The sequence below is a fragment of the Vibrio coralliilyticus ATCC BAA-450 genome, assembly GCF_000176135.1.
GTDB lineage: Bacteria > Pseudomonadota > Gammaproteobacteria > Enterobacterales > Vibrionaceae > Vibrio > Vibrio coralliilyticus.
In genome coordinates this window covers 43,927-68,384 of the sequence record NZ_ACZN01000014.1, presented here as the reverse complement: position 1 = coordinate 68,384, position 24,458 = coordinate 43,927, and the positions used below count along the sequence as shown (strand labels likewise).

The 24,458-nt window shown below is 52.0% G+C and carries 25 protein-coding genes; 6 read left to right on the top strand and 19 right to left on the bottom strand.

Features of this window, described 5'->3' with window-relative positions; translation table 11 throughout:
* Window positions 1–18 precede the first annotated feature (18 nt).
* Window positions 19–699, top strand: a complete 681-nt coding sequence (locus tag VIC_RS05840; RefSeq protein WP_006958454.1) for a hypothetical protein — start codon at window positions 19–21, stop codon at window positions 697–699.
* 122 nt (window positions 700–821) lie between these two features.
* Complete coding sequence (locus VIC_RS05835; protein WP_006958453.1) at window positions 822–1,544, top strand: protease inhibitor I42 family protein; 723 nt, start codon at window positions 822–824, stop codon at window positions 1,542–1,544.
* 83 nt (window positions 1,545–1,627) lie between these two features.
* Here the strand turns inward: VIC_RS05835 and VIC_RS05830 are convergent, their stop codons facing one another.
* From VIC_RS05830 to VIC_RS05805, 6 genes are all read right to left on the bottom strand, one after another.
* Complete coding sequence (locus tag VIC_RS05830) at window positions 1,628–4,006, bottom strand: RICIN domain-containing protein (RefSeq protein WP_006958452.1); 2,379 nt, start codon at window positions 4,004–4,006, stop codon at window positions 1,628–1,630.
* A 431-nt stretch (window positions 4,007–4,437) separates the two neighbouring features.
* A complete protein-coding gene (locus VIC_RS05825) occupies window positions 4,438–5,424 on the bottom strand; it encodes a thermonuclease family protein (RefSeq protein WP_006958451.1) in 987 nt (328 codons plus the stop codon).
* Between the two features lie 165 nt (window positions 5,425–5,589).
* Complete coding sequence (locus VIC_RS05820; protein WP_006958450.1) at window positions 5,590–6,543, bottom strand: sensor histidine kinase; 954 nt, start codon at window positions 6,541–6,543, stop codon at window positions 5,590–5,592.
* Window positions 6,544–6,555: 12 nt separating this feature from the next.
* On the bottom strand, window positions 6,556–7,098 hold the full coding sequence (locus VIC_RS05815; protein ID WP_006958449.1) for a heme NO-binding domain-containing protein: 543 nt from the start codon (window positions 7,096–7,098) through the stop codon (window positions 6,556–6,558).
* Window positions 7,099–7,239: 141 nt separating this feature from the next.
* Complete coding sequence (locus tag VIC_RS05810) at window positions 7,240–7,770, bottom strand: GNAT family N-acetyltransferase (RefSeq protein ID WP_050778595.1); 531 nt, start codon at window positions 7,768–7,770, stop codon at window positions 7,240–7,242.
* 76 nt (window positions 7,771–7,846) lie between these two features.
* Entirely contained in the window at window positions 7,847–8,314 is a 468-nt protein-coding gene (locus tag VIC_RS05805) for a hypothetical protein (protein ID WP_039951347.1), read from the bottom strand.
* 38 nt (window positions 8,315–8,352) lie between these two features.
* Here VIC_RS05805 and VIC_RS26670 point away from each other — a divergent pair, with 38 nt between their 5' ends.
* From VIC_RS26670 to VIC_RS05795, 3 genes are all read left to right on the top strand, one after another.
* Entirely contained in the window at window positions 8,353–8,508 is a 156-nt protein-coding gene (locus tag VIC_RS26670) for a hypothetical protein (RefSeq protein ID WP_006958447.1), read from the top strand.
* Window positions 8,509–9,296: 788 nt separating this feature from the next.
* Complete coding sequence (locus VIC_RS05800) at window positions 9,297–10,112, top strand: phosphate/phosphite/phosphonate ABC transporter substrate-binding protein (RefSeq protein ID WP_006958446.1); 816 nt, start codon at window positions 9,297–9,299, stop codon at window positions 10,110–10,112.
* Window positions 10,113–10,121: 9 nt separating this feature from the next.
* A complete protein-coding gene (locus VIC_RS05795) occupies window positions 10,122–11,777 on the top strand; it encodes a sensor histidine kinase (RefSeq protein ID WP_006958445.1) in 1,656 nt (551 codons plus the stop codon).
* Here VIC_RS05795 and VIC_RS05790 read toward each other — a convergent pair.
* The 10 genes from VIC_RS05790 to VIC_RS05740 all read right to left on the bottom strand — a co-directional run bounded on the left by VIC_RS05790 (window position 11,752) and on the right by VIC_RS05740 (window position 20,584).
* On the bottom strand, window positions 11,752–12,105 hold the full coding sequence (locus tag VIC_RS05790) for an Hpt domain-containing protein (RefSeq protein ID WP_006958443.1): 354 nt from the start codon (window positions 12,103–12,105) through the stop codon (window positions 11,752–11,754). The genes VIC_RS05795 and VIC_RS05790 overlap by 26 nt on opposite strands.
* Before the next feature lie 22 nt (window positions 12,106–12,127).
* Window positions 12,128–13,429, bottom strand: a complete 1,302-nt coding sequence (locus VIC_RS05785; protein ID WP_006958441.1) for a response regulator c-di-GMP phosphodiesterase, NosR family — start codon at window positions 13,427–13,429, stop codon at window positions 12,128–12,130.
* A complete protein-coding gene (locus VIC_RS05780) occupies window positions 13,426–15,051 on the bottom strand; it encodes an EAL domain-containing protein (protein ID WP_006958439.1) in 1,626 nt (541 codons plus the stop codon). The genes VIC_RS05785 and VIC_RS05780 overlap by 4 nt, the downstream gene beginning before the upstream one ends.
* A gap of 23 nt (window positions 15,052–15,074) precedes the next feature.
* Window positions 15,075–16,382 (bottom strand): sensor histidine kinase, encoded by a 1,308-nt coding sequence (locus tag VIC_RS05775; RefSeq protein ID WP_006958437.1) that lies wholly within the window; start codon window positions 16,380–16,382, stop codon window positions 15,075–15,077.
* A gap of 12 nt (window positions 16,383–16,394) precedes the next feature.
* Complete coding sequence (locus tag VIC_RS05770) at window positions 16,395–16,979, bottom strand: chemotaxis protein CheC (RefSeq protein WP_039951344.1); 585 nt, start codon at window positions 16,977–16,979, stop codon at window positions 16,395–16,397.
* A complete protein-coding gene (locus VIC_RS05765) occupies window positions 16,976–17,344 on the bottom strand; it encodes a response regulator (protein WP_039951339.1) in 369 nt (122 codons plus the stop codon). Before VIC_RS05765 ends, VIC_RS05770 begins: the two co-directional genes overlap by 4 nt.
* Before the next feature lie 9 nt (window positions 17,345–17,353).
* Window positions 17,354–18,505: an HDOD domain-containing protein gene (locus VIC_RS05760; RefSeq protein WP_006958434.1), complete on the bottom strand. Its 1,152-nt coding sequence runs from the start codon at window positions 18,503–18,505 to the stop codon at window positions 17,354–17,356.
* A 286-nt stretch (window positions 18,506–18,791) separates the two neighbouring features.
* Window positions 18,792–19,214 carry a hypothetical protein gene (locus VIC_RS05755; RefSeq protein ID WP_039951337.1) on the bottom strand — a complete coding sequence of 141 codons (423 nt, stop codon included), beginning with the start codon at window positions 19,212–19,214 and terminating at the stop codon, window positions 18,792–18,794.
* A gap of 88 nt (window positions 19,215–19,302) precedes the next feature.
* Complete coding sequence (locus tag VIC_RS05750) at window positions 19,303–19,968, bottom strand: hypothetical protein (protein WP_006958432.1); 666 nt, start codon at window positions 19,966–19,968, stop codon at window positions 19,303–19,305.
* Between the two features lie 208 nt (window positions 19,969–20,176).
* Complete coding sequence (locus tag VIC_RS05740) at window positions 20,177–20,584, bottom strand: winged helix-turn-helix domain-containing protein (RefSeq protein WP_039951334.1); 408 nt, start codon at window positions 20,582–20,584, stop codon at window positions 20,177–20,179.
* Window positions 20,585–20,981: 397 nt separating this feature from the next.
* Between VIC_RS05740 and VIC_RS05735 the strand changes: the two genes are divergently transcribed.
* Window positions 20,982–21,710, top strand: a complete 729-nt coding sequence (locus tag VIC_RS05735) for a winged helix-turn-helix domain-containing protein (RefSeq protein WP_006958428.1) — start codon at window positions 20,982–20,984, stop codon at window positions 21,708–21,710.
* Between the two features lie 13 nt (window positions 21,711–21,723).
* On the opposite strand, the gene VIC_RS05730 is transcribed toward VIC_RS05735, so the two are convergent.
* The 3 genes from VIC_RS05730 to VIC_RS05725 form a co-directional block, all read right to left on the bottom strand.
* Complete coding sequence (locus VIC_RS05730) at window positions 21,724–23,154, bottom strand: tryptophanase (RefSeq protein WP_006958426.1); 1,431 nt, start codon at window positions 23,152–23,154, stop codon at window positions 21,724–21,726.
* Between the two features lie 144 nt (window positions 23,155–23,298).
* A complete protein-coding gene (locus tag VIC_RS26665; protein ID WP_157622089.1) occupies window positions 23,299–23,490 on the bottom strand; it encodes a hypothetical protein in 192 nt (63 codons plus the stop codon).
* Window positions 23,491–23,568: 78 nt separating this feature from the next.
* Entirely contained in the window at window positions 23,569–24,300 is a 732-nt protein-coding gene (locus VIC_RS05725) for a hypothetical protein (protein ID WP_157622087.1), read from the bottom strand.
* Window positions 24,301–24,458 lie beyond the last annotated feature (158 nt).

The window sequence follows — 24,458 nt, the reverse complement described above, 5'->3', positions numbered from 1 at the left end:
CGTTACCGTGGAAAAGATATGTTTTTGTTAACCCATCCTGAACAACCAATGCCTCATCCCTTTATCTCTTCGCCTTTGGCGTTTCAAATCTCTTCTTTAACTTGGTTTCGCACCCAACAAGTGTTTGACGTGAGTGTGCAACCTGAACCAGATACCGCCCCTCTGCGCGCTATTTGGTCTGGGCAATTTGCCTTTTCTCATCAAACATTTCCGGACGCATTGCCTCATGATTTAATGACGCAACAAGGGAAGAACGAAGCTGGCTTACAGCTTGCACTCCGCATAAGCAATGACAAGGTCCGCCCACGCTCAACCTTGACCATCCCCACGAACGCCTTTGTGCTCAGCCAAGCGCACATCGGGACCTTCATTCTCTCAGCATTTGACGACATTGACGCCATGGTGCGCTTTTTTTGCTCATACCCCGTTTATGTAGTTGATGCTCCTTTCCTTGAAGCCAACGGTCAGACAATGGATTGGCAGCTCCATCTGAGCGACGCGCACCATCGCCGCGCCGTTCTCACCAAAACGCAGCAAACGCTGCACATTCATTGCTCAGCCCTGCCCCCTCCTCTTGCCAACGTCACCCACCTCCCTTTTGCTTTCCGTTTCGATGGGTACCAAGTGGTGATTGACACGCTCCCTACCACCAACCGGTTTTTATCCGAGAGCGTCTTCATCGCTCGACACATTGAATGATACCGAATTGATACTGCCTGGACGCCTCATCCTGCCTAGAGTATGGACGTCACGCAAACAATCACATTCACATGCGGGACAAGGCATACGCCTTTTTATTATTCAACGTCAGGAGAAAACCAATGACCACACTCCAACAAAAACACATCAAAAAGGGCAGCACTTTTCAAATCGAACTCAAAGGCAATGCATCCACTGGTATGAATTGGTGTCTAAAAACGTTACCCTCTAGCCTGATGCTAGTAGGCACAGAGGTGTACCCAGATCCGCATCCAAGACACGTCGTCGGCTACGGTAACACCCAGGCATTCACCTTCAAAGCGATCGCCACGACCACTCAGCCGCAATTGCTTGAATTCGTTCTGATGCGCGTTTGGGAGACCGAAGCGGTTGAGACTCAGCAATTTGAGGTGACCGTCAGCGAGCATGACCATGAAGTGTCATACCAGGTCATCAACAATTACTTCAGTGGCAACACGCTACCTGCGGACGAACAACGCTATTTCGTGTTTGATGATCTGAAAGCCTTCCAGTCGGTCTTTTATCCTGCTGCAACCATGGGGCCTCAAACTTGGCTCACCGAGAAGGACTTCAAACACCATTTGGTGGTTGCAGTGGTCGAGCCCGAAGCTCAGGCCATCACTGAGTACGCGTTCAACACCCCACCTTACATTGAAAATGACACCTTAGTAATTAACTACCGCACTGAACAGCGCCCTATTGTCGGTACCACATTCCGATTTAGTAAAATCATCATGGTCGAACGTGAGGATTACCAAACCGTGCGCTTTATTGACAACGAGCACGAGATCACCGAGCCAGTGCCAGCGCTCACCCAGGCGTAACACCTAAGTTTGAATGAGGTAAAACCGATATTAGTAAGGAAAAAAGGCGCGAAAACGCGCCTTTGGTTGCGAGTACCACCCGATCAAGGCGTTGAGAATGTCCAGGCTTTACTGCTCTCATCACTACAATTGATCACCACCGCACGGTACGAATTCCACTGGTTGGCCTGCATGGATTTCAAGCACTTTCCGGTGCTGCGGTTTCGGATCTGGAACTTATCGTTATCATAGGGCCCCAAGAAATCCCAAGTGGCGCTGTCACTGGCCGTACTGACGGTGGCCATCGCCGCAAAGTCATACTCGTTGGCCCCTTCGTCGGCCAGGTAGGTTCGATTGCCCGTGTCCATCAGCAGATACCCATCGTTGTGGCTTTCCAACGACAGGTGCTGTTTCGACAGGCTGCACATGCCCACGGCGTAACCGTCAGGCGAGCCGGCGACGTTGTATTTTTTCGCCAAGCAACGACCGTCGTCCTCAAGTGCGAGGTTTTGTCCCACAGGTGGGGTTTGGTACTCCAGAGCCCAGACTTCAGTCGCAGCACTATCGCCACACGCTTGGGCGCTGGAGCCAGACACCATGCACTGACCTGTCGATTGATTACGCAAGGCGAAATAGCCATCGCCATTGGTATCCAGCACATACCATACGCTGTCACCGTTGATGGAAATCGTCCCTCCTGCGCGAGGCGCATCATTGTAGTAGTAAGTGGTGGTAGAAAAGACGATCCCGCTATTTTGGTGTTTGAGGTACGCCGCATCCGTCCAGCGTTTGATTTCGTAGCCATCGGCCAGTTCAGTCAGCACAAATTCATACGCATTGGCGCTGCACGCTTGGCTGAGACAGGTTTGAGTTTGTACATTTTTGAACCGCACTAAGCGATCGTCGGTGGGTACATGGCTGCCATCGATGTTCCAGGCGTAGGTATCCCAAGAACAGGTGGTGGTCATGACTGCATCGCTGTCATCGGCCTGCAAGCACAATTGGGTGTGCTTGTTGCGGATCTGATAGGCGCCAAGCGTATTGGGTCCGTCGAGATACCACGTTGAGTCGGTGCCGCGCACCGAGCGGATCACAAACCCTGTGTCGTCTTCCCCTTTGTCTTTAAGGTAACGCGCGTCTTCGGCGCGCATGATGGAATACCCATCACTGTAGGGTTCAAAAACAAAGTGGTTGGCGTTGGTTTTGCAGTAGTCCGTCACCTGCCCGGCGGCGTTCATACAACGATTGCGTTCACTGTGCCTGAGGCGCAGCGCGTTATGAAAGTCAATCGCCCCCACGGAGTCAAGGTGCTCGTTGCGCGTCTTAATAAGGTTAGTCAGATCCCACGCATCAAGCACATGAGCCAAATCGTAGAGTGTCGCTTTGACATCCGGGATCTTCGAATCGGGATCCACCAAAGACGCGTTGTACACCTCAGCCACTCGATTGTCTCGCCAGGTGGCACACATCGAGCTTGGGTAGCTGGTGTAACCACTGTATTCATCGGTGTAAGTTTCCCCACTGCACTGACCAATAAACGAGGCTCGGTAATCCATCAGCTTAGAGTTGGCGAAGTCAACATTGACAGAGATAAGGTGGGCGTTGCGGCCATTGGCCACCACCTCCAAACCGATCTGTCGCAGAGTTTCGCCCCACAGGCCTTGTTTGACATTCATGAAATCAAAAAAGGTGCCGTAGCCGAGGCTGCAGTTGTAATCGTAGGTTTTGGCCGTCTCCGGGCGCGTCAGCACCGATTCGATATCGATGTTGTAGTCGTAGACATCAAATAGAGTGGTGTACGCTGGCAACGCATCATTGTCCACCCCATTCCAATACGGCGGCTCTGCTAGGTTTTGGCAATAGTGATCGAACTCGGCGCGATGCAAAAACGCCATTTGCATCGCCGCAACAAACCCAGGAATGGTGGTGTTGGCCAGAGTATCAAACACGGCGACTGAGCCGTGCCCATTCTCCATATCGGCAAAGCGATCTTGGATCTTATACGCCAATTCATTGGCCAAATCCGCGTAACGTTCTGCGGCTTCGAACTGGTAGTAGTCCAACCCAGATGAGACATTGCGCTGCACGTCATGAATGATGGTTTCCAAGGCGTACATGTCGTCAGTCAGTTGGTCCACTTCCAAACTCGACAAACGTGATTCGAACTGGGCAAGACACGCCACCAGCTCTGGATCGGCGCCAGTCACACTTTTTTCGGCGATGCCGCTGGTGATGGTAAAATACAAGATGGGATACAAGGTAGCGAGGGCCGACAGATCGGACGAACTGCCGAGTGCAAGGCCCACCAAGCTACGGACTAGGGTGGTCGATGCGGCTTGGTAGTCAACGGACGTGGAGGTGCTGCTGGTTTTGGAGGCATAGTCATAGCACGCGCCATAAAGGCCGGAGGCTTGCGCCGAAGGCGTCGTGATGGCGGCACCTAACCCAAGCGAAACGGCCAACGCCAGAGTGGGTTTGTTCATGGAGTCTCTCTTATTATTGATTAGTGAGGTGAAATAGTGAATTCCAAATGTTGCCCGTCTCACCGGAGGGGGAGTTCCGCGTCAACTCATCCGCAAACAAAATACTAATGACAACAATTATTACCAAAAGTAAAACCAATTTACAAAATAGCAACATTTGGAGGGCGCGATTATAGGTTGCCATCCGTCGATAATGCAACCGTTCCCACTACGAGCAACAACGCCCTAAAAAACAATTTAACTCCTTGATATTTAATTATTTATAATCTATAAAACCAGGCTCCTCCGACCACGAATTCGTCGCCCTTTCCGAGCACAGAGTTGGATCCCGATCCCTTTCTCAACAGATCCCCTTCCTATCCCTGTGAGTCTCAACCCTCGCTGACAAAAAAGCCGCATCGAGTGCGGCTTAAAGGAGCGTTTGTTCATGATTAGGTCTGCTTTGTCCAGCCTCGTTGCTCAAACAATGGAACATACTCTGGTGGAATGAACAGTCGGTCTTCTGGCCGCGTGTGGATGTAGTTACACGGCGCGCAGATCACGTCGTCGTCCGCCGACAAATCGATAAAGGGGCGGGACGGGGCACAGCGGCGACTGAGGAAGCGCAGCTCAAATGGCTCAAGCAACAAGGGGGCAACGTCGGCCCCTTTTGGATCTTGCGTGTGACCAAACACGCCTTTCTGCGACTCTCGAGCGCGACGAACGGCGGTTCTGGCACGTTGTAACGAGTGATCTCCCCGCAGTTGTTGCCTAAAGGTTTCTGGATCGTCATACACCGCGGCCAGCACACTCTCTGCTCGTCGAAATGGATTGACATTGGGCCAAATGAAGTAAGGCAGTGCGTGGCCCGTTTCTAACAAATGTTGATTGTAGGACATCACATAAGCCGGAGGCACTTCCATCGCGGGGTTGCGTTTGTCCAGTTGCACGTAGCTGAGTAGTCGCCCGTAGCTATCGACGATATCGTAGGCGAAGGGAAGAAAGAACCGAAAGGTCTCGCGCGTCAAACCGTAAATATGCATGTCGGCCTCAATGAGCGCTTCGAGCTGTCGTTCGGCACGCTTAGCGTGCACACTGTGGTTGAACGCCACGGCAGGCTGTGCCAGTCGCTGGCGCAGATCGGCACTCAATGACTCACCGAGCACGACATCCATGTCAGACCAATCCTCGACTAGGGCCTCAAGATAAGCGTGCCAAGCTTGGGTACCCAAGGACTGAAAATCGCCATCCCCTTGGATCTCGAACGACGTTTCAGGGGTATCAATGCCCAGAAAGCGAATGGAAAAATTGCCGTCTACAGCGATGGTCAGCGTGTCTCCGTCATGCACCGCTTGCTTCGCCGAGCCAATGTGATCACCATAGCGCCCAAGTTGACCGCTGGTGTATTTGAGGGTGTTGCCTTGGATCACTTTGCCCATGGGGTCCTCTCCTTGCTGTCGTCTGTCCAACGAAAAATGAAACTATGCGCATAATCATTCACAAGCATAGACGATGAGAAACGGACAGTTGCGCGCGAGCACTGTAAACAGCAAGTTTTGAGCGGACGATCACACCGCGTAAATGATCACGCTGATAATCCCTCTTCACTCGCTCGCTGGCCCAAGGGGGAGAAAAATACCAAAGCAGGTCCCCACCCCCACTTTGCTGTTGACACTGATGTGACCTCCGTGTTTTTCGACCAAATTGTGGGTCACGGACAAGCCCAACCCGGTGCCTTCGCCCACTTTCTTAGTGGTATAAAATGGGTCGAAGATTTTCTCTTTGACCTCGTCGGACATCCCTGCTCCATCGTCTTTGACTTTGATCAGGATACCTTGCACGCCTTTGTAGACCTGCGTCTGCGTGCTGACGGTGAGTGTCCCTTTATCCTCACACGCGTGGGCGGCATTGATGAACATATTAATGAGGATCTGCTGAATGCTTTGCCCATCTGCCTGCACCGAGGGAAGCTCGGGCAGCAAGTGCTTGGCCACCTCCATCTTGTATTTGATTTCATTCCACACCACTTTCAGCGATTCGTCGATGCAGCGATTGATGTCGCACAGCTCCCTCGAATTGCCGCCTGCATGGGTCACTTGCTTGAGGCTCGATACGATGTTGCGAACTCGGTCAAGTCCGCCAAGCGTTTCATCGATCAGCGCCTGCGTGTCGTCTTTGAGTTCGTCCATTGCCAACGCTTGACGCTGCTGCTCGTATTGATGTTTCAGATCATCGGGAAGTGCCGCTTGGGTCATCATCCACTGGTCGAGTTGAAAAATGTGTGACAGGTATTCACTCAGGGTTTGGACGTTGCTCATCGAGAACCCGACGGGGTTATTGATTTCATGAGCCACCCCGGCGGCTAGTTGGCCGATGGACGCCATTTTAGCGGCCTGAATGAGCTGCTTTTGACTCACTTTTAATTCTTCCAACGTCTTTTCCAGCACGATCACGTTGTCGTACAAATCTCGCGTTTTGTCCGCCAGCAAACGCTCGGCTTCGGTTCGCGCTAACCGCTCACGCTCGTAGGCGCGCTGATAATTCACCCCACCGCTCATGGTTATGCTCCATTAATCAAATGAAACGATGATCTTGCAGTGCTGATCGTCCCGATGCAGGCACTCTGGGTGCGCCAAGTGGATGGGTTGGTTGAAATGTTCAGAAGCGCCAACAATCAGTCCTTCCGCTAGTTCACACAGCGCTCTGTCAGAATTATAATAAATCACCAACGACCCATCGTCTTGTTCCTCGTACGCGAATGTGGGCAAATAGGCTTGGGGGTAGAGCCGTTTGACTTCTTTGTGAATGACGCTGTCGATCGCGAGCAGGAAGGTTTTGAGATCGGTGATTTGCGAGATGTCGGTGGGGCAACTGTCATAGAGTTTTTTGAACAGGTAGTGGCCAAATGCACGCACCAGTTCCCCGGCGGGCAGGTTGGTCTTCTCGGCTAACGCACCAACCATGTTGATCAGCTCACTGTCGGCGTAGTTGCCACCTGCGGTGTAGACACCGCCGGATTCTGGTTCGGTCGAGTCGATCAGATCATCGAGCATCTCCATGCCCATTTTTTCGATGATCATATCGGAAAATGCTGTAAAGACGGCTCCTTGCATACCGATCTCCTTCTCTGTTGGCTGATGAGGGGTCAAACGCCAGCGCCTGGAAGCTCACACTGCTTCTTTAAGGTATAGCACCAAATGGTTAAAAAATCGGGGAAAAATCGTCCATTTTGTTACGCTAATGTGCCCAATGTCTTACTGTCCATTCTCACCAGCGCTAGATCGGGAATACCAGCTCGAGGCCTTCAATATCCACTGCCCCTTCGCCGTCTGAGGCTGCCTGCTATCGCCTTCGAAGCCGAGTCGGGACAGAAAGAGGCACGAGCGAGACTGAGGGGCAGGCGCTAGGGCGTACACCGCGTTCAACGCCAGAGAGCCGAACGCATAACGAAGTGCGAACGTCGCGGCCTCTTGAGCCAAGCCAGCCCCCCAATAGGTGGGGGACAGACGCGCATCCAACAGCACCTGCTCTTCGCCCAAAGGGGATAGCTCCAGTTGCAACCCCGCAAAGCCAACGAAGGCGTGGGTGGCTCTCAGCTCCAACGCCCACAGCCCCCAGCCGCGCGCTTCAATGAGCGATTCACACTGCGCTGCGAAGCGGTCACTGGCATCACGCGATTGCTGATCTGCGCAGCAACCCACCATGTTAGGATGTTGGTTGAGCTGGGCGAACGGCGCTCGGTCGCTAGGGAGCCAAGATCGAATGATCAGTCGGTCGGTGTGCATAGTACGCCCTCCTTATTGACGCCCCTCTGCCTGAAGGCCAAGGGTGATTTTCATACGGCGCCCTTTCCGGTCGCGATCACCGTCGCGTCGTCAGAGTCGCTGAACGGGCTTTGGTCCATTGGCAGGGGCGCCCTTCACTGTATGCCAGCAAACGATCATTGACTTCCGATGCACTCCACAGCAGAGTCGATTCAAGAGGCAGGCATTGTTCATAGGTGGCTTCACGGTGGCTCTCACAACTGACGATGGCAAACGTTCGGGTCAACGGATCGTAGCGGTAGAAGTCAAACGAACGCTCAATCCAAGGGTGGTCGATCACCTGACCGATCACCTGCCAATTGTCCGGACACTGGTTCAAGTGTTTCATCCTGAGGACAAACGTTGGCCAGTCAAACACCGAGGTAATGGGCTCAGGGCAGACCGTCAGCGTCATTCTGGAAAACGCCATCAGAGGGGATCTGAGCGCGAGGCCAAAACCTAATCGCCCATTATTCAAGGTAATTTGCACAATACTGCCAGGGAGGGTTTGAGGTTGGGGTATCATCACATGTCTCCTTGTTGCAGATGCCCTGTGGATGGGTCGTGACCTCTGAATCGACCATCAGTGGCCTGGTTGTTTACTGGCTGTCTCCCTCACTTGCGGCCTGCCTTTGGGTGGACTATGGTTACCACAGCGCGGGTGGGGCTGGGCGACTAGGCACACATGCAAATGGCCGCTGGGCGGCCATTTGGTCTTAGCTTAGGAGACAGTTTCTAGCTTGTTGACGTCGTTTCTCTGGTGCGAGAAATCTTCAATCGTCCAAACCCAGCTTCACCCCGGCGCGTGCTGATACGCTTCCTTTCCCCTGCCCCGTGATTATGTGTGTTTTTTCGGAACCGTTCGGGGGTGTCATTGGGTTTTCCGGCCGGTTTGGCGCAAAACGGTCTTCGCCTATCGTTCCGGCCGCAGCATAAGGGACGAAACGTCAGAACGACGGGAAGTGAGTCTGAAAAGGTTCCCGCCCCACCCACTAACGCATTTTCATGCAGGGACAAGTTCGCAGGTGCAGCGAAACGCTGGACAAGATGTGCGTGTTCATAACCGTGAAACATTCTCAAACTCCCGCTTTGACCAAACCTAACCGGAAAAGAATGCCAACTGACCAAAATTCTTGTGTTTCCTTAAACGTGGTGCATGTTGAGCACTCTGTCAAATAATTTTTTTTATTCTCATTATTGAGACAACTGCGTCATCACAATGACACTATCCCGAATAACAAAAATCCAAGTAAAATACTGATTTTAATTATCTTTCTATAACAATGCATAATAGATGCCCAAGTTTTGACGTTGCGTCGATTGCGCCCCCGATGGCGACCAAGTGTTGGACGATCCACAGAGTTCCCCCTCGCCAAGTTAGGGGGCGAGAAATCACTCGACGGTGTCACATTACGTTTCTTCAACGCCATGAAAACTCATAAAAAATTCGAATTTTTCCACCTTTTGTCTACGCTTTAAGTAAGTTGGCTATGGAAAGGGATAACAACATGAAAAAACTGGCATTGGTGGCGTTAATCGTCGGGCTGCCGCTGCAGGCTCAGGAAAACGTCCTGACGTTCGGCATAGTTCCACAACAATCGGCGATCACCCTCGCCAAAAACTGGGGCCCGATCTTGCAGCACCTATCCGAAGAGACCGGCTACAAAATCGTCTTTCGCACCGCCAAGGACATCCCAGAATTTGAGCAGCGCGTGCTCAAAGGCGAGTACGATATCGCCTACATGAACCCTTATCACTATACGGTGTTTCATCAAAAACCGGGGTACGAAGCGTTTGCCAAACAAAAAGACAAGCTGATCCGTGGCATCGTCATCACCAAGAGCGACAGTCCCATCCAAGACTTGAAGGATTTGGATGGTGAGACGTTGGTCTTTCCTTCGCCCGCAGCCTTTGCCGCGAGTGTCGTCCCCCGGTCGTCGTTGCAAGCGATGGGGATCACCTTCACGCCGCAATATGTCTCTTCGCACGATTCGGTGTACATCAACGTCGCCAAAGATTTCTTCCCAGCAGGGGGCGGAATAGAGCGCACCCTTAACAACACCGATCCAGCGGTACGCAGTCAGCTCAAGGTGTTGTGGCGCACCCCCGGCTACACACCGCATGCATTTGCGACCCATCCCGCTCTGCCGCCAGACGTAAGCGCGAAGATCGCCGAGGCGATGTTGGCACTGAATGACGACAGCGAAGGACAAGCGCTGTTAGGGCGGATCAAATTCAAGGGGATCGAGCCGGCGCAGGACAGCGACTGGGACGATGTCCGTGCCCTAAATATCACCTTGCTCGACAAGTATCTAACGCCTTAGGTTCGAACCATGTCACTGAGACTGAAAACCATCCTCGGGGTGGCCCTGATTGAAGCTGTGCTGTTGGCTATTCTATTGACGTTGACGCTCAATTACTTACGCACAACCAACTTTGACGGTTTGGATCAACGCGCTTTTTCCACCTCTGACTTGTTCGCCTCCACGGTCAAAAATGCGGTGCTCTCTTACGATCTGGCGACCGTCGAATCCTTTACCCAAGAGTTGCTACGCAACGAAGACATTGTCTATGTGGCGGTGTTCGGTGAGGGTGGGCAAGTCTTGTCAAGTGTCGGTTCAGTGCCCAGTGATCACGATCCTTCACGCTTGGAGAAGGGCTCGCATCTAGTGACGGATGGTATTTTTGATGTTTCGAGCCCGATCGCCGAAGCTGGAATCGAATTTGGCGCGGTGTGGCTTGGTTTTGACCTGTCGGCCCTTAATGCTGCCATCGATTCGGCCAAGAAATGGAGCACGCTTATCGTGGTCGGTGAAATGACCTTAGTGGCGCTATTCTCCTATGTGCTCGGAGCGTATCTGACTCAACGATTGAGCGAACTGCGACGGGCCGCAGACGACATCGCGGCGGGTGCGAGGGATGTCGACGTTCGCACTGACGGCCGAGACGAGCTGGCCACGGTATCGCGCGCCTTCAGTAACATGGTCGCCCAGATCAAAGTGTCCGAAGACAAAGCTGAACGCTATCATAACGAGTTGGCGGAAGCCAACGCGACATTAGAAACCCGAGTACAAAGGCGCACGCAAGCGCTGACCGAGGCCAATCATCAGTTGACGGCCACGAATGAGCAGCTTAAAAATACCCAAGAGAAGCTGGTCGAGTCGGAGAAACTGGCATCGATTGGTACCATGGCTGCTGGGGTGGCGCATGAAATCAACAACCCCATGGGGGCTGTGAGCAGTAACCTTCAAATGTGCCAGACCTACCTAGGTACTTACCAAACGTGGATTGAGCGCAGTGAAGCGTTGCGCGATGGCAGCGATGCTCAAGCCAATCAAGACCTAGAGCAATGGAAACAAGCCCAGTACGTAGAGTGTCTAGAGGAAGACTTTCGTGACAGCCTGAACGATGCGCTGGTGAGCGTGGACCGGGTCCGAGCGATCGTCACGGCGTTGCAACGTTACGCCACCCAGCTTCACCAAGAGAAAGGCACTCGAGAGCCCATTTTGCTCAAACAGTTAGTGACTCACTGCCTAGAGACGCTGGCGCCGCCGGAGACATTGAGCATCACTGTCAGCGCGTCGCTCACTGACTTACCCCAATGGCGCGTGCACCCAGACGACTTTCGACAATTATTCACTGAACTGCTGAGGAACGCCATTCAAGCGTGCGAGCTCAAGCCTAACCCAGAGGAAGGCCAGATCTCCATCGCCGCCCAACAAGACGGCCAACGTTGGGTGATCCACGTGGTGGATAACGGGGTGGGTATTGAAGCGGCGGATCTCAAGCGGGTGTACGACCCCTTCTTTACCACCTTGCCAGTTGGTCAAGGAATGGGGTTGGGATTGACCTTCGCGTATAATATCGTGCGTCATCATGATGGGGTGATGCGCGTCCAAAACCGCGATGTCGGCGGTGTGGTTGTCACGCTGGCCTTCCCCCTTTCACTCTCAGATCAGGCGATCAACGAGACTGCAGATAGTGCGTGATTTGCGTATTGATGTCTTTTAATTGCAGTTGAAGGTCGGTCGCCATGGTGGTGATGGCCCCGTTGCACACCGCGCCATCCTTACACGCCGTTTCCAAGGCGAGCGCCTCTTCGGCCACTCGCTCAGCCCCGACAAACTGGCTGGCCGCCTTCAGTGAATGCACCGTGCGATAAAACGTGGCATTGACCACTTCCCCTAGAGCCGGAGCGGGCATTGCTAAATATTGATTGGCCAACCCCTGATATTCGGTGAGCAATTCTTCAATGCCCTCCTCTCCCACTAACCCGGCGATGGTATCTGGGGAAAAGCCGTAGGTAGGTTTTGTCATATTTACCTCTCTTTCTATCGGATCAGACGTACACGGCAATAGGCACTTCCACGGACGCTTCAATTTGTTTCAGTTTATTGAGTAACGCCTCGTTGATCTCTTGGCCCGCAGACAGCATCATCTGACCATTCGGGTGATACACGTCCTGCTTAAGCACAGCGCCAATTTTAAGTTCATCAAGGCCGACACATAAGTCGACGTCGGCGTCTTCCACTTCGGTCTTGAGCACTTCCAAGAAATGGCGAACCACCTCAGGATCGTACAGCGTGCCCGCTTGTTGCTCTAAAAAGGCCCTCGCACTGCTCGGCTTGAGACGGGCGGAATTGTGCAGACTCGAGACAAAAAAATCGTAATTTTTGATCACGCGTAAAATTCGGGCACCGACGGGGATGGCATCCCCGGCAAGATGATCAGGGTGGCCAGTCCCGTCAAAGTTTTCGTCCTGATGACGAATGATATCTACCAACGGGCTAAAGCGCTGAATTTGACCAATGATGGTGGCGCCGACTTCCGCATTTGCCGGAGGAGCCAGGCGGATCTGCGCCCCCTCTCCTTGGGTCGTCAGTACTTCGGGCGCGGGGCTGTCACCTATCAAGCCAATTTCATGCAGCAGGGCACTCAAGTAACAATGGGTCACCTGGGCTTCGGGCAGTGCCATACGTGCCGCGACCAACTTAGTGTATTCGGCGACCCGCTCACTTTGGTGGTGTGGTTGACCCGTGGCGTGTTGAATAATGGCGGACAGGGCGGCGAGGATGTCTTTAAACGTTCGGGTCCGACTGGTCAGCAGCGCACTCATCTTCTTATTGGAATCTTGCAATGCGGCAGTGCGCTGTTTGACTTTGTCTTCTAGGGCGTCATTCCAGTCACTCAGTTGAGCGTTCTTTTGTTGCAGTTCATCAGTCAGCGCCTGCTTTTGACGGCGCAATTCGAACAGCTCAGAGGCTTTAGACAGCGTCAGTTTTAAGCCTTCGTTGTCCCAAGGTTTGGCAATGTAGGTGTGGATCCCCCCTTCATTGACCGCTCGAATGGTCGACTCCATGTCGCTGTACCCCGTTAAGAGAAACCGAATGGAGTTAGGACGGATCGCGCGGGCTTTAGTGAGAAATTCCGCACCGTCCATCTCAGGCATGCGCATGTCAGAGATGATGATCGACACGTCATGCTCTTCGAGATGCGCCAAGGCGTCATGACCGTTGTTGAACGACACCACTTGATAATCAAAACGCAACACACGCGTCAAGGACTTGAGAATGTCGGGTTCGTCGTCCAAGAGCAAAAGGTGTAACTTTTCTGCGGGGGCACTGACGTCAGCATCATTCATAATTCGGCTCCTGTCACACGGTTGTCTAAAAAATACAAAAATTCGTCTAGGGGCAGTGGTGGACTGACCAGATACCCTTGAATGCGAGTGCAGCCTTTGCGCTTAAGGTACTCGGCCTGACGGCGCTTCTCGACCCATTCTGCGACCACCTCCATTTTGAGTGATTTGGCACTGTTGGTGATCGAGGACAAAATGACCTCATCGGATAAATTGTTGCCCAGAGCACGAACGAAGCGGCCGTCAATTTTCACCACATCGAACGGCAGTTCGCACAGGGATTCAAAGCCTGAGTACCCGGTACCAAAATCGTCCATGGCAATCGTGACTCCCAGATCATGCAACTGATGAAACTGCGTGAGCGCCCGCGGGTAGTCGAAGATCTGATCACTTTCCACAACTTCGAGTTCGATATCACTAAGGACCACCGCAGGGTGGGGCTCAAGCTCACGCAGCAAGCGCTGGGCATACCCCGTGATCAGTTGCTTGGCCGTGACATTAACACTCACCGTCAACGTCCCTGGTGCGCCTTTGCGTTTCAACATGGCCACAGCATGACGCAGCATGACGACGGTCAGCAAGTCGTCGAGGTCATACTTATGGATCAAATGCAAAAAATCCGCTGGGCTTTGATAGGAACTGTCGGGCAGTCGGCGCCGAACCAAGGCTTCACAGTGCGTAATATCACCAGTCTCGAGTGTCAATTGGGGTTGGAAAAACGCCTCGACTTTGCCCTGCTCCAGATCTTGGATTAGGGTGCCTAATTCGGTGTACTCCTCAGCGATCGCCCGGTTGCCCTCTTGCACCAGCCAGTAGACGTGAGCATTGATGGGCAAAGCGTTGGTTTTACTCGACGACATCTGTTGCTCATTCCAGCCATCCCATTGTTTGGCCTCGCTAACGTAACAGCGCATGTCAACCGCTTGTGGGTGCGCTGAACAGATCGCCTTAATGCGCTGACTGAGGGTGTCAATCGTTTGATGGCCTTCGGCCGAGTATTCGGTGAGCGTGACAAACTTGTCATCAGCTCGATACCAGACTTGGTCCGTACTGCGCTGGATAGCGATGGCCATCTGCTGGATCAGGGTGTTGCCAGAGGCTTTACCGTGCGTGTTGTTGTAGGCGTCCAACTCGGCAATGTCGACAATGACCAGCAGCCAGGGCCGGCCATTCTCCGTGTGCTCAGGCAGCAACGCCAAACGTCGGTCAAGCTCTCGGCGAGTCGCCATTTGAGTTCGCCGATCTCGAACGGGATCGTGGTCATGCAACGTGGTGGCGATGGCTGAGGCCAGTTTATTGGCGTCCCAAGGTTTATCCACGTACTGATTGAGTACGCCAGCATTGATGGCCGCCGTCACCCCACTCAGATCAGCCTGGCCTGACAACATGATCGCGGGGACTTCTGGGTGTCGTTGCTTAACTTCCAGCAGCAGTTCGGTGCCGGTCATCCTCGGCATACGGTAATCGGTGATGATTAAATCGATGTGGTGGGCGTCGAGGACCTCGAGCGCCTGAGCCGCATTTTCCGCAGTGTGTACGGTGGCGACTTTAAAGCGCAACTCTCGTCGTAGCGCATTTCGGATGCTCATTTCATCATCCACTATGAGAATCTCAGCAAAATCCATGACAACCCATCCTGTCGACTGCGTTAACTGATCGGATCGGCGGCGTCCGCCGTGGTTTTGTGCACAGGTAGAGTCAGCGTAAAGGTGGTCCCCTTACCCACTTCGCTATCCACTTCGATGGTTCCCCCGTGTGCATTGACGATCCCATACGACACAGAGAGCCCCAACCCTGTGCCATCGCCGACGGGTTTGGTCGTAAAAAACGGCTCAAAGATCGCCGACAGGTTTTCTTTAGGGATACCCGCGCCGTTGTCTTCGATCTGAATTTGCACCTGGTCGTTCGCGAGTGGTTGCACCCGCACCCGGATCACGCCATTTTCTTGAATGGCGTGACTGGCGTTAACCAACAGATTGAGAAACACCTGATTAAGCTGCATAGGTTGGCAGTAGACACTTGGCACGTCGTCAGCGTATTCGCGCTCGACGGTGGCGGTGTATTTGATTTCGTTGTTGATGATGCGCAGAGTGGAGTCTAATCCTTGTCTGAGATCACTATAAAGCCATTCAGAGTCGTCGGCGTGGGAGAATTCTTTCAGGTTCTTCACAATCGCCATCACTCGGGAGGAGCCCTCCAGCGACTCTGCGATCAGATCGGTGACGTCTTCCAGCACATACGTCAGTTGAGACTGTTCCATCAACTGCCGTTTTTGCTCGACCAGCGGCGCGTCACCCGACCCGTCGATCGCTTCCCCCAGTGTACTCACGACGTCAGAGATCTTGCGAAAGTAGTCGTCCAACGTCTGAATGTTGGAGGTAATAAAGCCGAGAGGGTTATTGATTTCATGGGCGATGCCCGCCGACAATTGACCAATCGACGCCATTTTCTCCGACTGCAGCAGTTGGCTTTGGGCATTTTTAAGGTGGGCTAACGCGTCTTTGAGTTCTTTTTGTTCACGATGCAGGCGGCGAGACAGGCTCTTGAGTTCGGTTTGTTGACAGGCTTGAGCCGTGAGATCGTAGACACAGATGCACACGTGGTCCAGAGCACCGTCTTGGCCATGGATAGGGATAAACTCCAGATCTTGGAACATTTCCTCTTCTTGTCCAGATACTTGGCGAGAAGACTGGAACGGCAGAACGTGGGGAGCTTGTTCCCAAGACGAAAAGCTTGGCGATTCAATGACAAACGCCGTGTCGATTTTGCGTTTCAGTAACGCGGCGCCGTCTGAGAAGACCGACAAGACGTTTTGCCCTAGTAGCGCGTCTTTGGCGAGGCCTGCCCGTGACTGGAAGTACGCGTTGGCCATCACGATGGTGTAGTCTTTACGAACGATGCACATCGCTACCGACAGTTGGTTGAGTAAATCTGAGAGCGCCAGTTTTGCTTTCATATCTCCCCCTTGCTACAACCACTCGTCCAATCGGTTTACGATGACATTAAACCCATCTTCGGCGAAACAAATGATGGTCTTGGTTTCAAAACTTGCAGACTCGATCAAGAAAGAAACATGCAAAATGATCGCTTGTTGCCATTTATTGCTAGGAATGGGTTGGCGCGCCGGGGAATACATGACCGGAGGTTGAGTCCGCGTATCCAGCTCAATTTGCTCACACAGCCCTCTCAAGCTCGCGCCAGACAGGATGTTCGACACCTCGAGCAAACTGTCGTGGAGCGTTTGGCTATCGATCACTTGGTCATCGTCCAGTGCCAACAAATCACTGGCAATGGTGTGGCCCCCTTGCTTGGTCAGTTGGGTAATGACTTCGCCAGACATTTGGCCGAAAAACGGTTGCCTAGTGTAGTAATTGGCTTTGACATCACCGAACATTTCCATCAACTGACCTGGCGAAGCGATGTCAATGCTGGGAATAGTCAAGGTCACTGGATGATTGAGCAAAGTGGCCAGTTTACAGGCCGCCTGTCCCATCGAAATGTTGAGCAACTCTTTGAGCGAGTCTTCATGGTCGGCACTTAAGGTCGGATTCATATTATGCCTACCTCATGCAGCAGTTCTTTCAACATCGACGCATCCAGTGGTTTTTTAAGAAACGACACCGCGCCCAGCTCCATGACTTTTTGCTGAGACGTAGGCTGAATATCGGCGCTGATCACAAACACGAAGTTCCGTGCGGCCTGTTTTTTTAGCTCAGACAAAACTTCAAAGCCGTCCATGATGGGCATGGTCAGATCCAAAAACATGACATCGGCTTTCCCCTCATGGAATTTTTCAAGGGCTTCTACCCCATTGGTGGCTTCATAGACGTTGTCATGCAACTCTGGCGGCAAGGCACGCATCACAGCTTTCCGTGACATTTTAGAATCATCAACAATGGTGATTGAAATGGATGACATAGGCTCCTCCTACTCTTCCGGTGATAGCAACAGGGCCGGCAACACGGCCAATGGCTCAGGCAGGGAGTCCAGCCATTCGTTCAACGTCCCGGCATGCTGCGCTTGCGTATAGTCGTGGCAAAAGTGCACCAGTTGACCCATTTCCCACTGATGAGGTTCAGCGACGTCGGACGTCTGGCCGAGCGTCAGAATCGCTTCCGCCACGGGCAAATGGTAGCCCCACAAGATCAGCACGTAGGCACTGATCACGTCGGTGTCTCGATAGCCCACTTGTAAATCAAGCGGATTGTCGCTGTCCAGCGATTGCGTGTGGCCCATCTCCTTGAGGATCAATTCCCCAATCGCAGACAATAAACACACTAAATAGACGTTGTCTTGCTCTTCCACAGACCAATGTAATTGCTGGGCAAGAGCCCCAGCAAGGTTAGCAAGCGTTTGATGGTGTGCCACGATCGCCTCATGCTCTTCATCGCTAAGTTGGCGAAAAGCGTTGCGATTCATCATGGTCATCGCAATGCCGCAGACCACCTTCATGCCCAATCGAGACACAGCGGTACTCAACGAGTTGGTACGGCTTTCGAACCCCAAATACACGGAATTCGCGGCTTTGATCACCTGACCCACCAAGGGAGGCTCATTGGCAACGATATGGGCAAACTCAGCACTGCCACATTGTTCGTCGTCCATACACCGTTCCAGCTGTCGAACGATGCTGGGCAGCACTGGCAAGTTCTCGATACCGGCTAATTTTTGTCGACAGCGGGTGGAGAACGGTAAAGTCCTGAGCCTCTCAGCACACGTGAGAATTTGCTCAAAGTCTTTTTCGGAGAACGGTTTGGGTAATATAAAATGGGTCCAGTTATTGGTCAACGCTTCGATCTCGACCGTGGTGTCGCCGGTGATCAAGGCTCGGATGCTATTGGGAAAATGTTGGCTGACTTGCGCTAGAAGCTCGTCTCCCTTTAGCTCAGGCATGATGAGATCGCTCAACACCAAATCAGGGGATATGGCCTGAGCGTCAGTCAGATCCCGCCACGTCGCCGGATCTTGGATCAAGGTGATTGACCAGTCGGGTTTCAAACGCCTCAGCAACCGACTGGCGGCTTTCAGCATGAATTCATCATCATCGATGTAGAGAACCTGAAAACTGCTCTTTGCCATACTCTCTCGCTTGTCATTCTTCCTAAGATTCTGGTGATGCCCATCACGACTTCATAGCAAACTCAGTCGCTTAACTAAAGCATAGACAAAAAATTAGGCTTTGCTGGTAATCGCTCAACAAGTGTGAAAAAAATGCGTATAGCGAGGGCGAATCCGACCTCAAACGGTCCAGACAGAGGTTGTTTTTTTGACTTTCAAATCGCCAAGAGTTTGACGTCCATAACGGCAGGTTAATCAATGACGAAACAGACGTTATTGCGGCCTGCCGCATGAACACGACGGAGCTCTAGGCTATTGGTAGCCACCGCCCTTGCGTTAGGGTTTCTAACGCTGAAGGGCTCAGTTGAAGGACGACGTCAAGCTGCACTACGGGTAAGGTTATCCAACGTTGTGTCAACAGTCGACTATCCAATACCACCACCGAGGAGGCAGTCTGCGTCATCGACAGATCGGGATCAAACGCTTGTACCGAGTCTTGATGGTGGATACAGTGACCCAACGTTCGCCCGAGGGCACGCGCGATACGCTGTGCGCAAGGGGGGACCACATCGGCACTGATCACTAAGGTACTCTCCCCTCGTTCGGCTTGCCAGAAGCGGTGTAGGTGTGCATTGGGTTCTCGGGTAGGCGGATGGTGGACACGCACACTGTGGCCTTGTAAGGCGAGGAAGGCATGAACTTGTGCAATACTGAGGGGCAATGCAGTCATCTTGGTATCCATCCGGGAACGTCCCTTTACTTTACTGCACGCGTTATCTGTTGACTATAACAACTTTCTTGCGCACGCGGTTGTCCGATCATGGCCAATGTCGTTCCGAACGAAACCCCGACAGATGAATACTATAGTGGCGACATGGCATGGGGGTAGTTTCCCCCGCGCGAAACCCCATCACAAAACATTCCATGACAATCTGGTAGAGCATGGTGGATATGTATTGAGTGTCACGGTGGGACAATGGGGCGGATGCCAAGCGGTGATCGACGCTCAGCCAAGGCGGTCGTTCCTCCTCACGATGTTCCTCAATGGTCACCCAAAGGGTACCGTCAATGCGTAGACCCAGTATGCATACTGCGTCTTTCGGCCAAGTTACCTGATGAAGACGGGCGCGAAAAGCGGGGATATCCCCATCGGAACATACACAGATCACCAAGGGCCGACCCTGAGCGACCAGCAGATCTCGAGTCAGCCACTCGGCGACCTTCAACGCTCGATCGCTGTGGAGCACGACAGAAGAGAACCACTGCGCGGGTTGGCTTTGCTCCACAACAATACCGTAGCCTCGCGGCCCAAAGAGTTGGTGCTGCTGCGCATTAAGGTTCATTTGCACCACTTTCCCTTTTGAGGCATACAGTTCGCTTAGCACATGTTCGTGACAGGCTCGGTATAAGAACACCCGCTCAGCGACGGTCACGCGCTTGTGTTGAGGGGACAGAACAAAGGGTCGGATAAAGTAAGGGGGCATTTATGACCTCTCCAGGCTCAAGCCGCTCGCGATCCTATGGTGAGAACTGGATCAACCCTGCTGCAGGGGAGTCAGCACGCCTGGTGTTGATCGCTACGAAAACACAGCCGCCACCGCACGTCCTGACGACAGGATTGATCCAGAAGTCACCAGAATACGGCAAGTCGCGTCGATATCGGCATTAAAAATCTTTATATCAATTTATTGCTTAGCTGGCGGATGATTGCAGCATCACAATTGGTCTTCGGTCAATCAAACGCTTGTTTCTTGCGTTATGAAAAACGAAGCCTTTATTACGAAGGGTCACAATTTCGTAGGGACTGGCCGCGATCAGCCGCCGCACTTCATGCATCAAGACAGGCAAACTGCTCATGCCTACGATGCCGCCCTGCCAGACGTAGTCCTCGATTTCCGCTTTGGTAACAAGGCAATCCTGCATCTTGCAAAAGTAGCACATGGCTCGAACGGCATTCAGGCTGCAACCTATGTGTCGATTACCCTGTACCACGGACATTTTCCCATTGGTCGAACGAATTTGAATTCCTAGCACCTGTTCAATCAAACGAATTTCTCGACAAAACGCGCATGAAATTTTCGTGCATTCAACGGCCGACATGTCGCCTCCTTCTTCTCCCTGCTCCGATGTGATCTCTATTTGAAATAAATTATTTTATTATTTCAATCAATATATTAGAGTAATCACTTTGCGTTATTAATTGAAAAACATACACTTTTTTATTTAAATGTAAAAAAATGACTTATTTATCATTAAATTAGTTTTCTGCCATGTCGACCCTTTCCCGAGCGCTCAAAGTTATATTAATGATTATTAACGTGACCGTCGCCATTGAGGTACGTTTTTGGATTACGCTTAAGTGACGTCGTCACATTTAAAAACTGTTAATGAAGTCAGCGCACAGACCATCAAAAATCAAGTTAAAAATTACTAATAAGTTGAGAAACTCATTGCGTATGACAAGGTGGTTTGATGTCAATATGTGGAAAGTGCCGTCATGAAAATCTTGTTGCTGACGCAAACGTCTGTCGATTATAGTCAGGATGTGATCCATCGCCTCACTAACCTTGAGTCATTTGAAGTCCAAGTGTCGTATGCCAACAGCTACGCTTTTACCATTCCGATGTTGAGAGGCTATGACTGTATCGCGATCATGCGTCCTCTCCAAGCGGTGATCGACTTATTGGAGTCCCCTCACCTTCCTTACTTTCCGTCACCTTTACTATGGATAACCGATCGCTTGCCCGAAGAAGAGTCGATCCCCTGTCCGATTACGGGCATGCTCGATTGGATCATGATGCCCGTGACCACGCTCGAGTTGAAAACCCGTTTGACGTTTATCTTGGAGCGCTGGCATCACGGTGTGATGGCCGAGAGTCGCCTGGTTTATGGGCCCTTGCATTTGCATGTTCACGACCACACTCTCCGTTGCCAATCCGTCACCGTACCACTGACAGCGTCTGAGTTTGATTTTATGGCTTATTTGGTGCTGAACGTAAACCGCTATGCATCATTGGACGACATTGCAGTTTCTATTCGTCACAACCAACTTGTAAACCATGATGCAGTCCGGGTTTTGGTTTGTCGGTTAAGGAGGAAAATGCGGACAGAACTCGGGCGGTCATTTATTCATACCAAGCGTAACATTGGCTACCAATTGTGCTTGGCTGACGATGAAAAAACCCCATCCGATCAGGATGGGGGAAGCTTAGACATTACTCAGTAAAACCTACGTTGACTTATTGGTCGACAGGTTTGAGGCGAGCCAAGAAATGGCGTAACACAGGTGGTTCATAGTCAAACTCATAACCGCCTATTTGTGAGGCTCGAGCTTTGATACGACGTAGCACATCGACCACATAGGACAATTGATCATTGGTATAGACACGTCTAGGGATGGCCAATCGTGTCAGCTCAACACCACTTTCTTTTTGTTCTCCGGTGTCAGGATCACGTCCAATCAAAAACGAACCAATTTCCGCGCTTCGTACCCCACCTTCTAAATACAGCTCATTTGCAAGCGCATGGCCTGGGAACTGCGTCTTAGGAATGTGAGGAAGAAGTTGCGCGGCATCAACGAAAATGGCGTGTCCACCCACTGGAGTCTGGATAGGGATCCCAGCCTCAATCAGTTCTTTACCAAATGCTTCCACTTGGCTCACTCGGGCATGCAAGTAATATTCATCCACCGACTCTTTTAGCCCCACCGCCAAACATTGGATATCTCGGCCTGATAACCCCCCGTAACTGATAAAGCCTTCGTTCAAAATACACAGTACTTGCACTTGACGGAAGAGATCGTCGTCGTCCTTGACAGCTAACAGCCCCCCGATATTGACCATAGGGTCTTTTTTAGCGGACACCGTGATCACATCGCCATAAGTGAACATCTCCAATGCGATGTCCGCGATGGTTTCACTTTGGTAGCCGACTTCCCGCTGTTTAATAAAATAGGCATTTTCAGCAAAGCGCGCGGCGTCGATGACTACAGGGATACCGTGTTTTTTCGCCAATGCGTACGTATCTCTCAAGTTCGCCATTGACACGGGTTGTCCACCCATGCTGTTACAAGTGATCGTCATGACCAGACCAGCAACATTTTCAGCACCATACTCTTCGATCTGTTGTTTGGCCTTTTCTAGGTTCAAGTTCCCTTTGAACGGGTAGCTTTTACCAGTGTCAAACGCTTCATCCACCACGCTATTAATGGTTTTAGCGCCTGCTATTTCTGCATGTGCCGCCGTAGTATCAAAGTGGAAATTGGAGATAAAGACTGGTTTAACGTCTTTGCTCGCCTCACTACGACGTTCTTTCACCCGCTTTACCAAGATAGGAAAAAGTATTTTTTCTGATCCACGCCCTTGGTGGGTCGGAACAAAATGCTCATAACCATACACCTGTTTCACCGACTCAGTGAGCGCTTCAAAACTTCGACTCCCAGAGTAAGCTTCGTCGCCCACCATCAGAGCGGCCCACTGATCTTGACTCAAGGCTCCAGTCCCTGAATCGGTATGCAGATCGATGTACACTTCTCGACTTTTTAGACCAAAAGGGTTGTAGCCTGAGTCGATTAGAGCTTGCTTTCGCGCTTCCTTGGACAACAATCGAATGGGCTCAACCGTTTTAATTTTGTAGGCAAAGGCGGGGATTGCGCTGTTTTCCGTTGACATAACAGTACTCCTAACAGTAGTGGAGTGTCATCGTCTCTAGTCAATGACCACTCCGAGTTACGAATTAAACAACCTTTCAGGCATCGTACGCCAGCCTCTTATACAGCACGATTCATTATGATTTATTAGACATTAAAACCCTCATCATCGCTCAATGCTCACCCTGAGCATTGACAACTCATAATCCCATCGGAGTACCACACGGACACTGGCCCAACGTTCATCGGCTGCACTCCATCGTGCCATGCTCACCCTGAGCATTGACAACTCACAATCCCAGCGGAATACCACACGGACACTCGCACAACGTTCATCGGCTGCACTCCATCGTGCCATGCTCACCCTGAGCATTGACAACTCACAATCCCAGCGCAGTGCCACACGGACACTCGCACAACATTCATCGGCTTCACTTCATCGTGCCATGCTCACCCTGAGCATTGACAACTCACAATCCCATCGGAGTACCACACGGACACTCGCACAACGTTCATCCGCTGCACTCCATCGCGCCATGCTCACCCTGAGCATTGACAACTCACAATCCCAGCGCAGTGCCAAACGCCCATTGACCCAACGCTCATCGGCTGCACTCCATCGTGCCATGCTCACCCTGAGCATTGACAACTCACAATCCCATCGGAGTACCACACGGACACTGGCCCAACGTTCATCGGCTGCACTCCATCGTGCCATGCTCACCCTGAGCATTGACAACTCACAATCCCAGCGCAGTGCCAAACGCACACTCGCACAACGTTCATCGGCTGCACTCCATCGTGCCATGCTCACCCTGAGCATTGACAACTCACAATCCCAGCGCAGTGCCAAACGCACACTCGCACAACGTTCATCCGCTGCACTCCATCGTGCCATGCTCACCCTGAGCATTGACAACTCACAATCCCATCGGAGTACCACACGGACACTGGCCCAACGTTCATCCGCTGCACTCCATCGCGCCATGCTCACCCTGAGCATTGACAACTCACAATCCCAGCGCAGTGCCAAACGCCCATTGACCCAACGCTCATCGGCTGCACTCCATCGCGCCATGCTCACCCTGAGCATTGACAACTCATAATCCCATCGGAGTACCACACGGACACTGGCCCAACGTTTATCGGCTGCACTCCATCGTGCCATGCTCACCCTGAGCATTGACAAATTTCATGGGAGTATACAGGGAAGAAGTGTGTACGATGCCCGTCACTAATGTTGCTTAATAAATATCAATAACTGGCATTGCTCCCCATACATCAATCACGATGATTGTCCTCTAGGTCACCCACCACCGACGTTGG

Coding starts and splice junctions, on each gene's coding strand:
- VIC_RS05775 (WP_006958437.1), bottom strand. CDS start 16,382: ATGAAAGCAAAACTGGCGCTCTCAGATTTACTCAACCAACTGTCGGTA.
- VIC_RS05795 (WP_006958445.1), top strand. CDS start 10,122: ATGTCACTGAGACTGAAAACCATCCTCGGGGTGGCCCTGATTGAAGCT.
- VIC_RS05820 (WP_006958450.1), bottom strand. CDS start 6,543: ATGAGCGGTGGGGTGAATTATCAGCGCGCCTACGAGCGTGAGCGGTTA.
- VIC_RS05835 (WP_006958453.1), top strand. CDS start 822: ATGACCACACTCCAACAAAAACACATCAAAAAGGGCAGCACTTTTCAA.
- VIC_RS05840 (WP_006958454.1), top strand. CDS start 19: ATGTTTTTGTTAACCCATCCTGAACAACCAATGCCTCATCCCTTTATC.
- VIC_RS05740 (WP_039951334.1), bottom strand. CDS start 20,584: ATGTCGGCCGTTGAATGCACGAAAATTTCATGCGCGTTTTGTCGAGAA.
- VIC_RS05770 (WP_039951344.1), bottom strand. CDS start 16,979: ATGAATCCGACCTTAAGTGCCGACCATGAAGACTCGCTCAAAGAGTTG.
- VIC_RS05725 (WP_157622087.1), bottom strand. CDS start 24,300: ATGGCACGATGGAGTGCAGCCGATAAACGTTGGGCCAGTGTCCGTGTG.
- VIC_RS05785 (WP_006958441.1), bottom strand. CDS start 13,429: ATGAATGATGCTGACGTCAGTGCCCCCGCAGAAAAGTTACACCTTTTG.
- VIC_RS26665 (WP_157622089.1), bottom strand. CDS start 23,490: ATGGCACGATGGAGTGCAGCCGATGAACGTTGTGCGAGTGTCCGTGTG.
- VIC_RS05815 (WP_006958449.1), bottom strand. CDS start 7,098: ATGCAAGGAGCCGTCTTTACAGCATTTTCCGATATGATCATCGAAAAA.
- VIC_RS05750 (WP_006958432.1), bottom strand. CDS start 19,968: ATGCCCCCTTACTTTATCCGACCCTTTGTTCTGTCCCCTCAACACAAG.
- VIC_RS05730 (WP_006958426.1), bottom strand. CDS start 23,154: ATGTCAACGGAAAACAGCGCAATCCCCGCCTTTGCCTACAAAATTAAA.
- VIC_RS05790 (WP_006958443.1), bottom strand. CDS start 12,105: ATGACAAAACCTACCTACGGCTTTTCCCCAGATACCATCGCCGGGTTA.
- VIC_RS05735 (WP_006958428.1), top strand. CDS start 20,982: ATGAAAATCTTGTTGCTGACGCAAACGTCTGTCGATTATAGTCAGGAT.
- VIC_RS05765 (WP_039951339.1), bottom strand. CDS start 17,344: ATGTCATCCATTTCAATCACCATTGTTGATGATTCTAAAATGTCACGG.
- VIC_RS05800 (WP_006958446.1), top strand. CDS start 9,297: ATGAAAAAACTGGCATTGGTGGCGTTAATCGTCGGGCTGCCGCTGCAG.
- VIC_RS05810 (WP_050778595.1), bottom strand. CDS start 7,770: ATGCACACCGACCGACTGATCATTCGATCTTGGCTCCCTAGCGACCGA.
- VIC_RS05755 (WP_039951337.1), bottom strand. CDS start 19,214: ATGACTGCATTGCCCCTCAGTATTGCACAAGTTCATGCCTTCCTCGCC.
- VIC_RS05760 (WP_006958434.1), bottom strand. CDS start 18,505: ATGGCAAAGAGCAGTTTTCAGGTTCTCTACATCGATGATGATGAATTC.
- VIC_RS05780 (WP_006958439.1), bottom strand. CDS start 15,051: ATGGATTTTGCTGAGATTCTCATAGTGGATGATGAAATGAGCATCCGA.
- VIC_RS05825 (WP_006958451.1), bottom strand. CDS start 5,424: ATGGGCAAAGTGATCCAAGGCAACACCCTCAAATACACCAGCGGTCAA.
- VIC_RS05805 (WP_039951347.1), bottom strand. CDS start 8,314: ATGATACCCCAACCTCAAACCCTCCCTGGCAGTATTGTGCAAATTACC.
- VIC_RS05830 (WP_006958452.1), bottom strand. CDS start 4,006: ATGAACAAACCCACTCTGGCGTTGGCCGTTTCGCTTGGGTTAGGTGCC.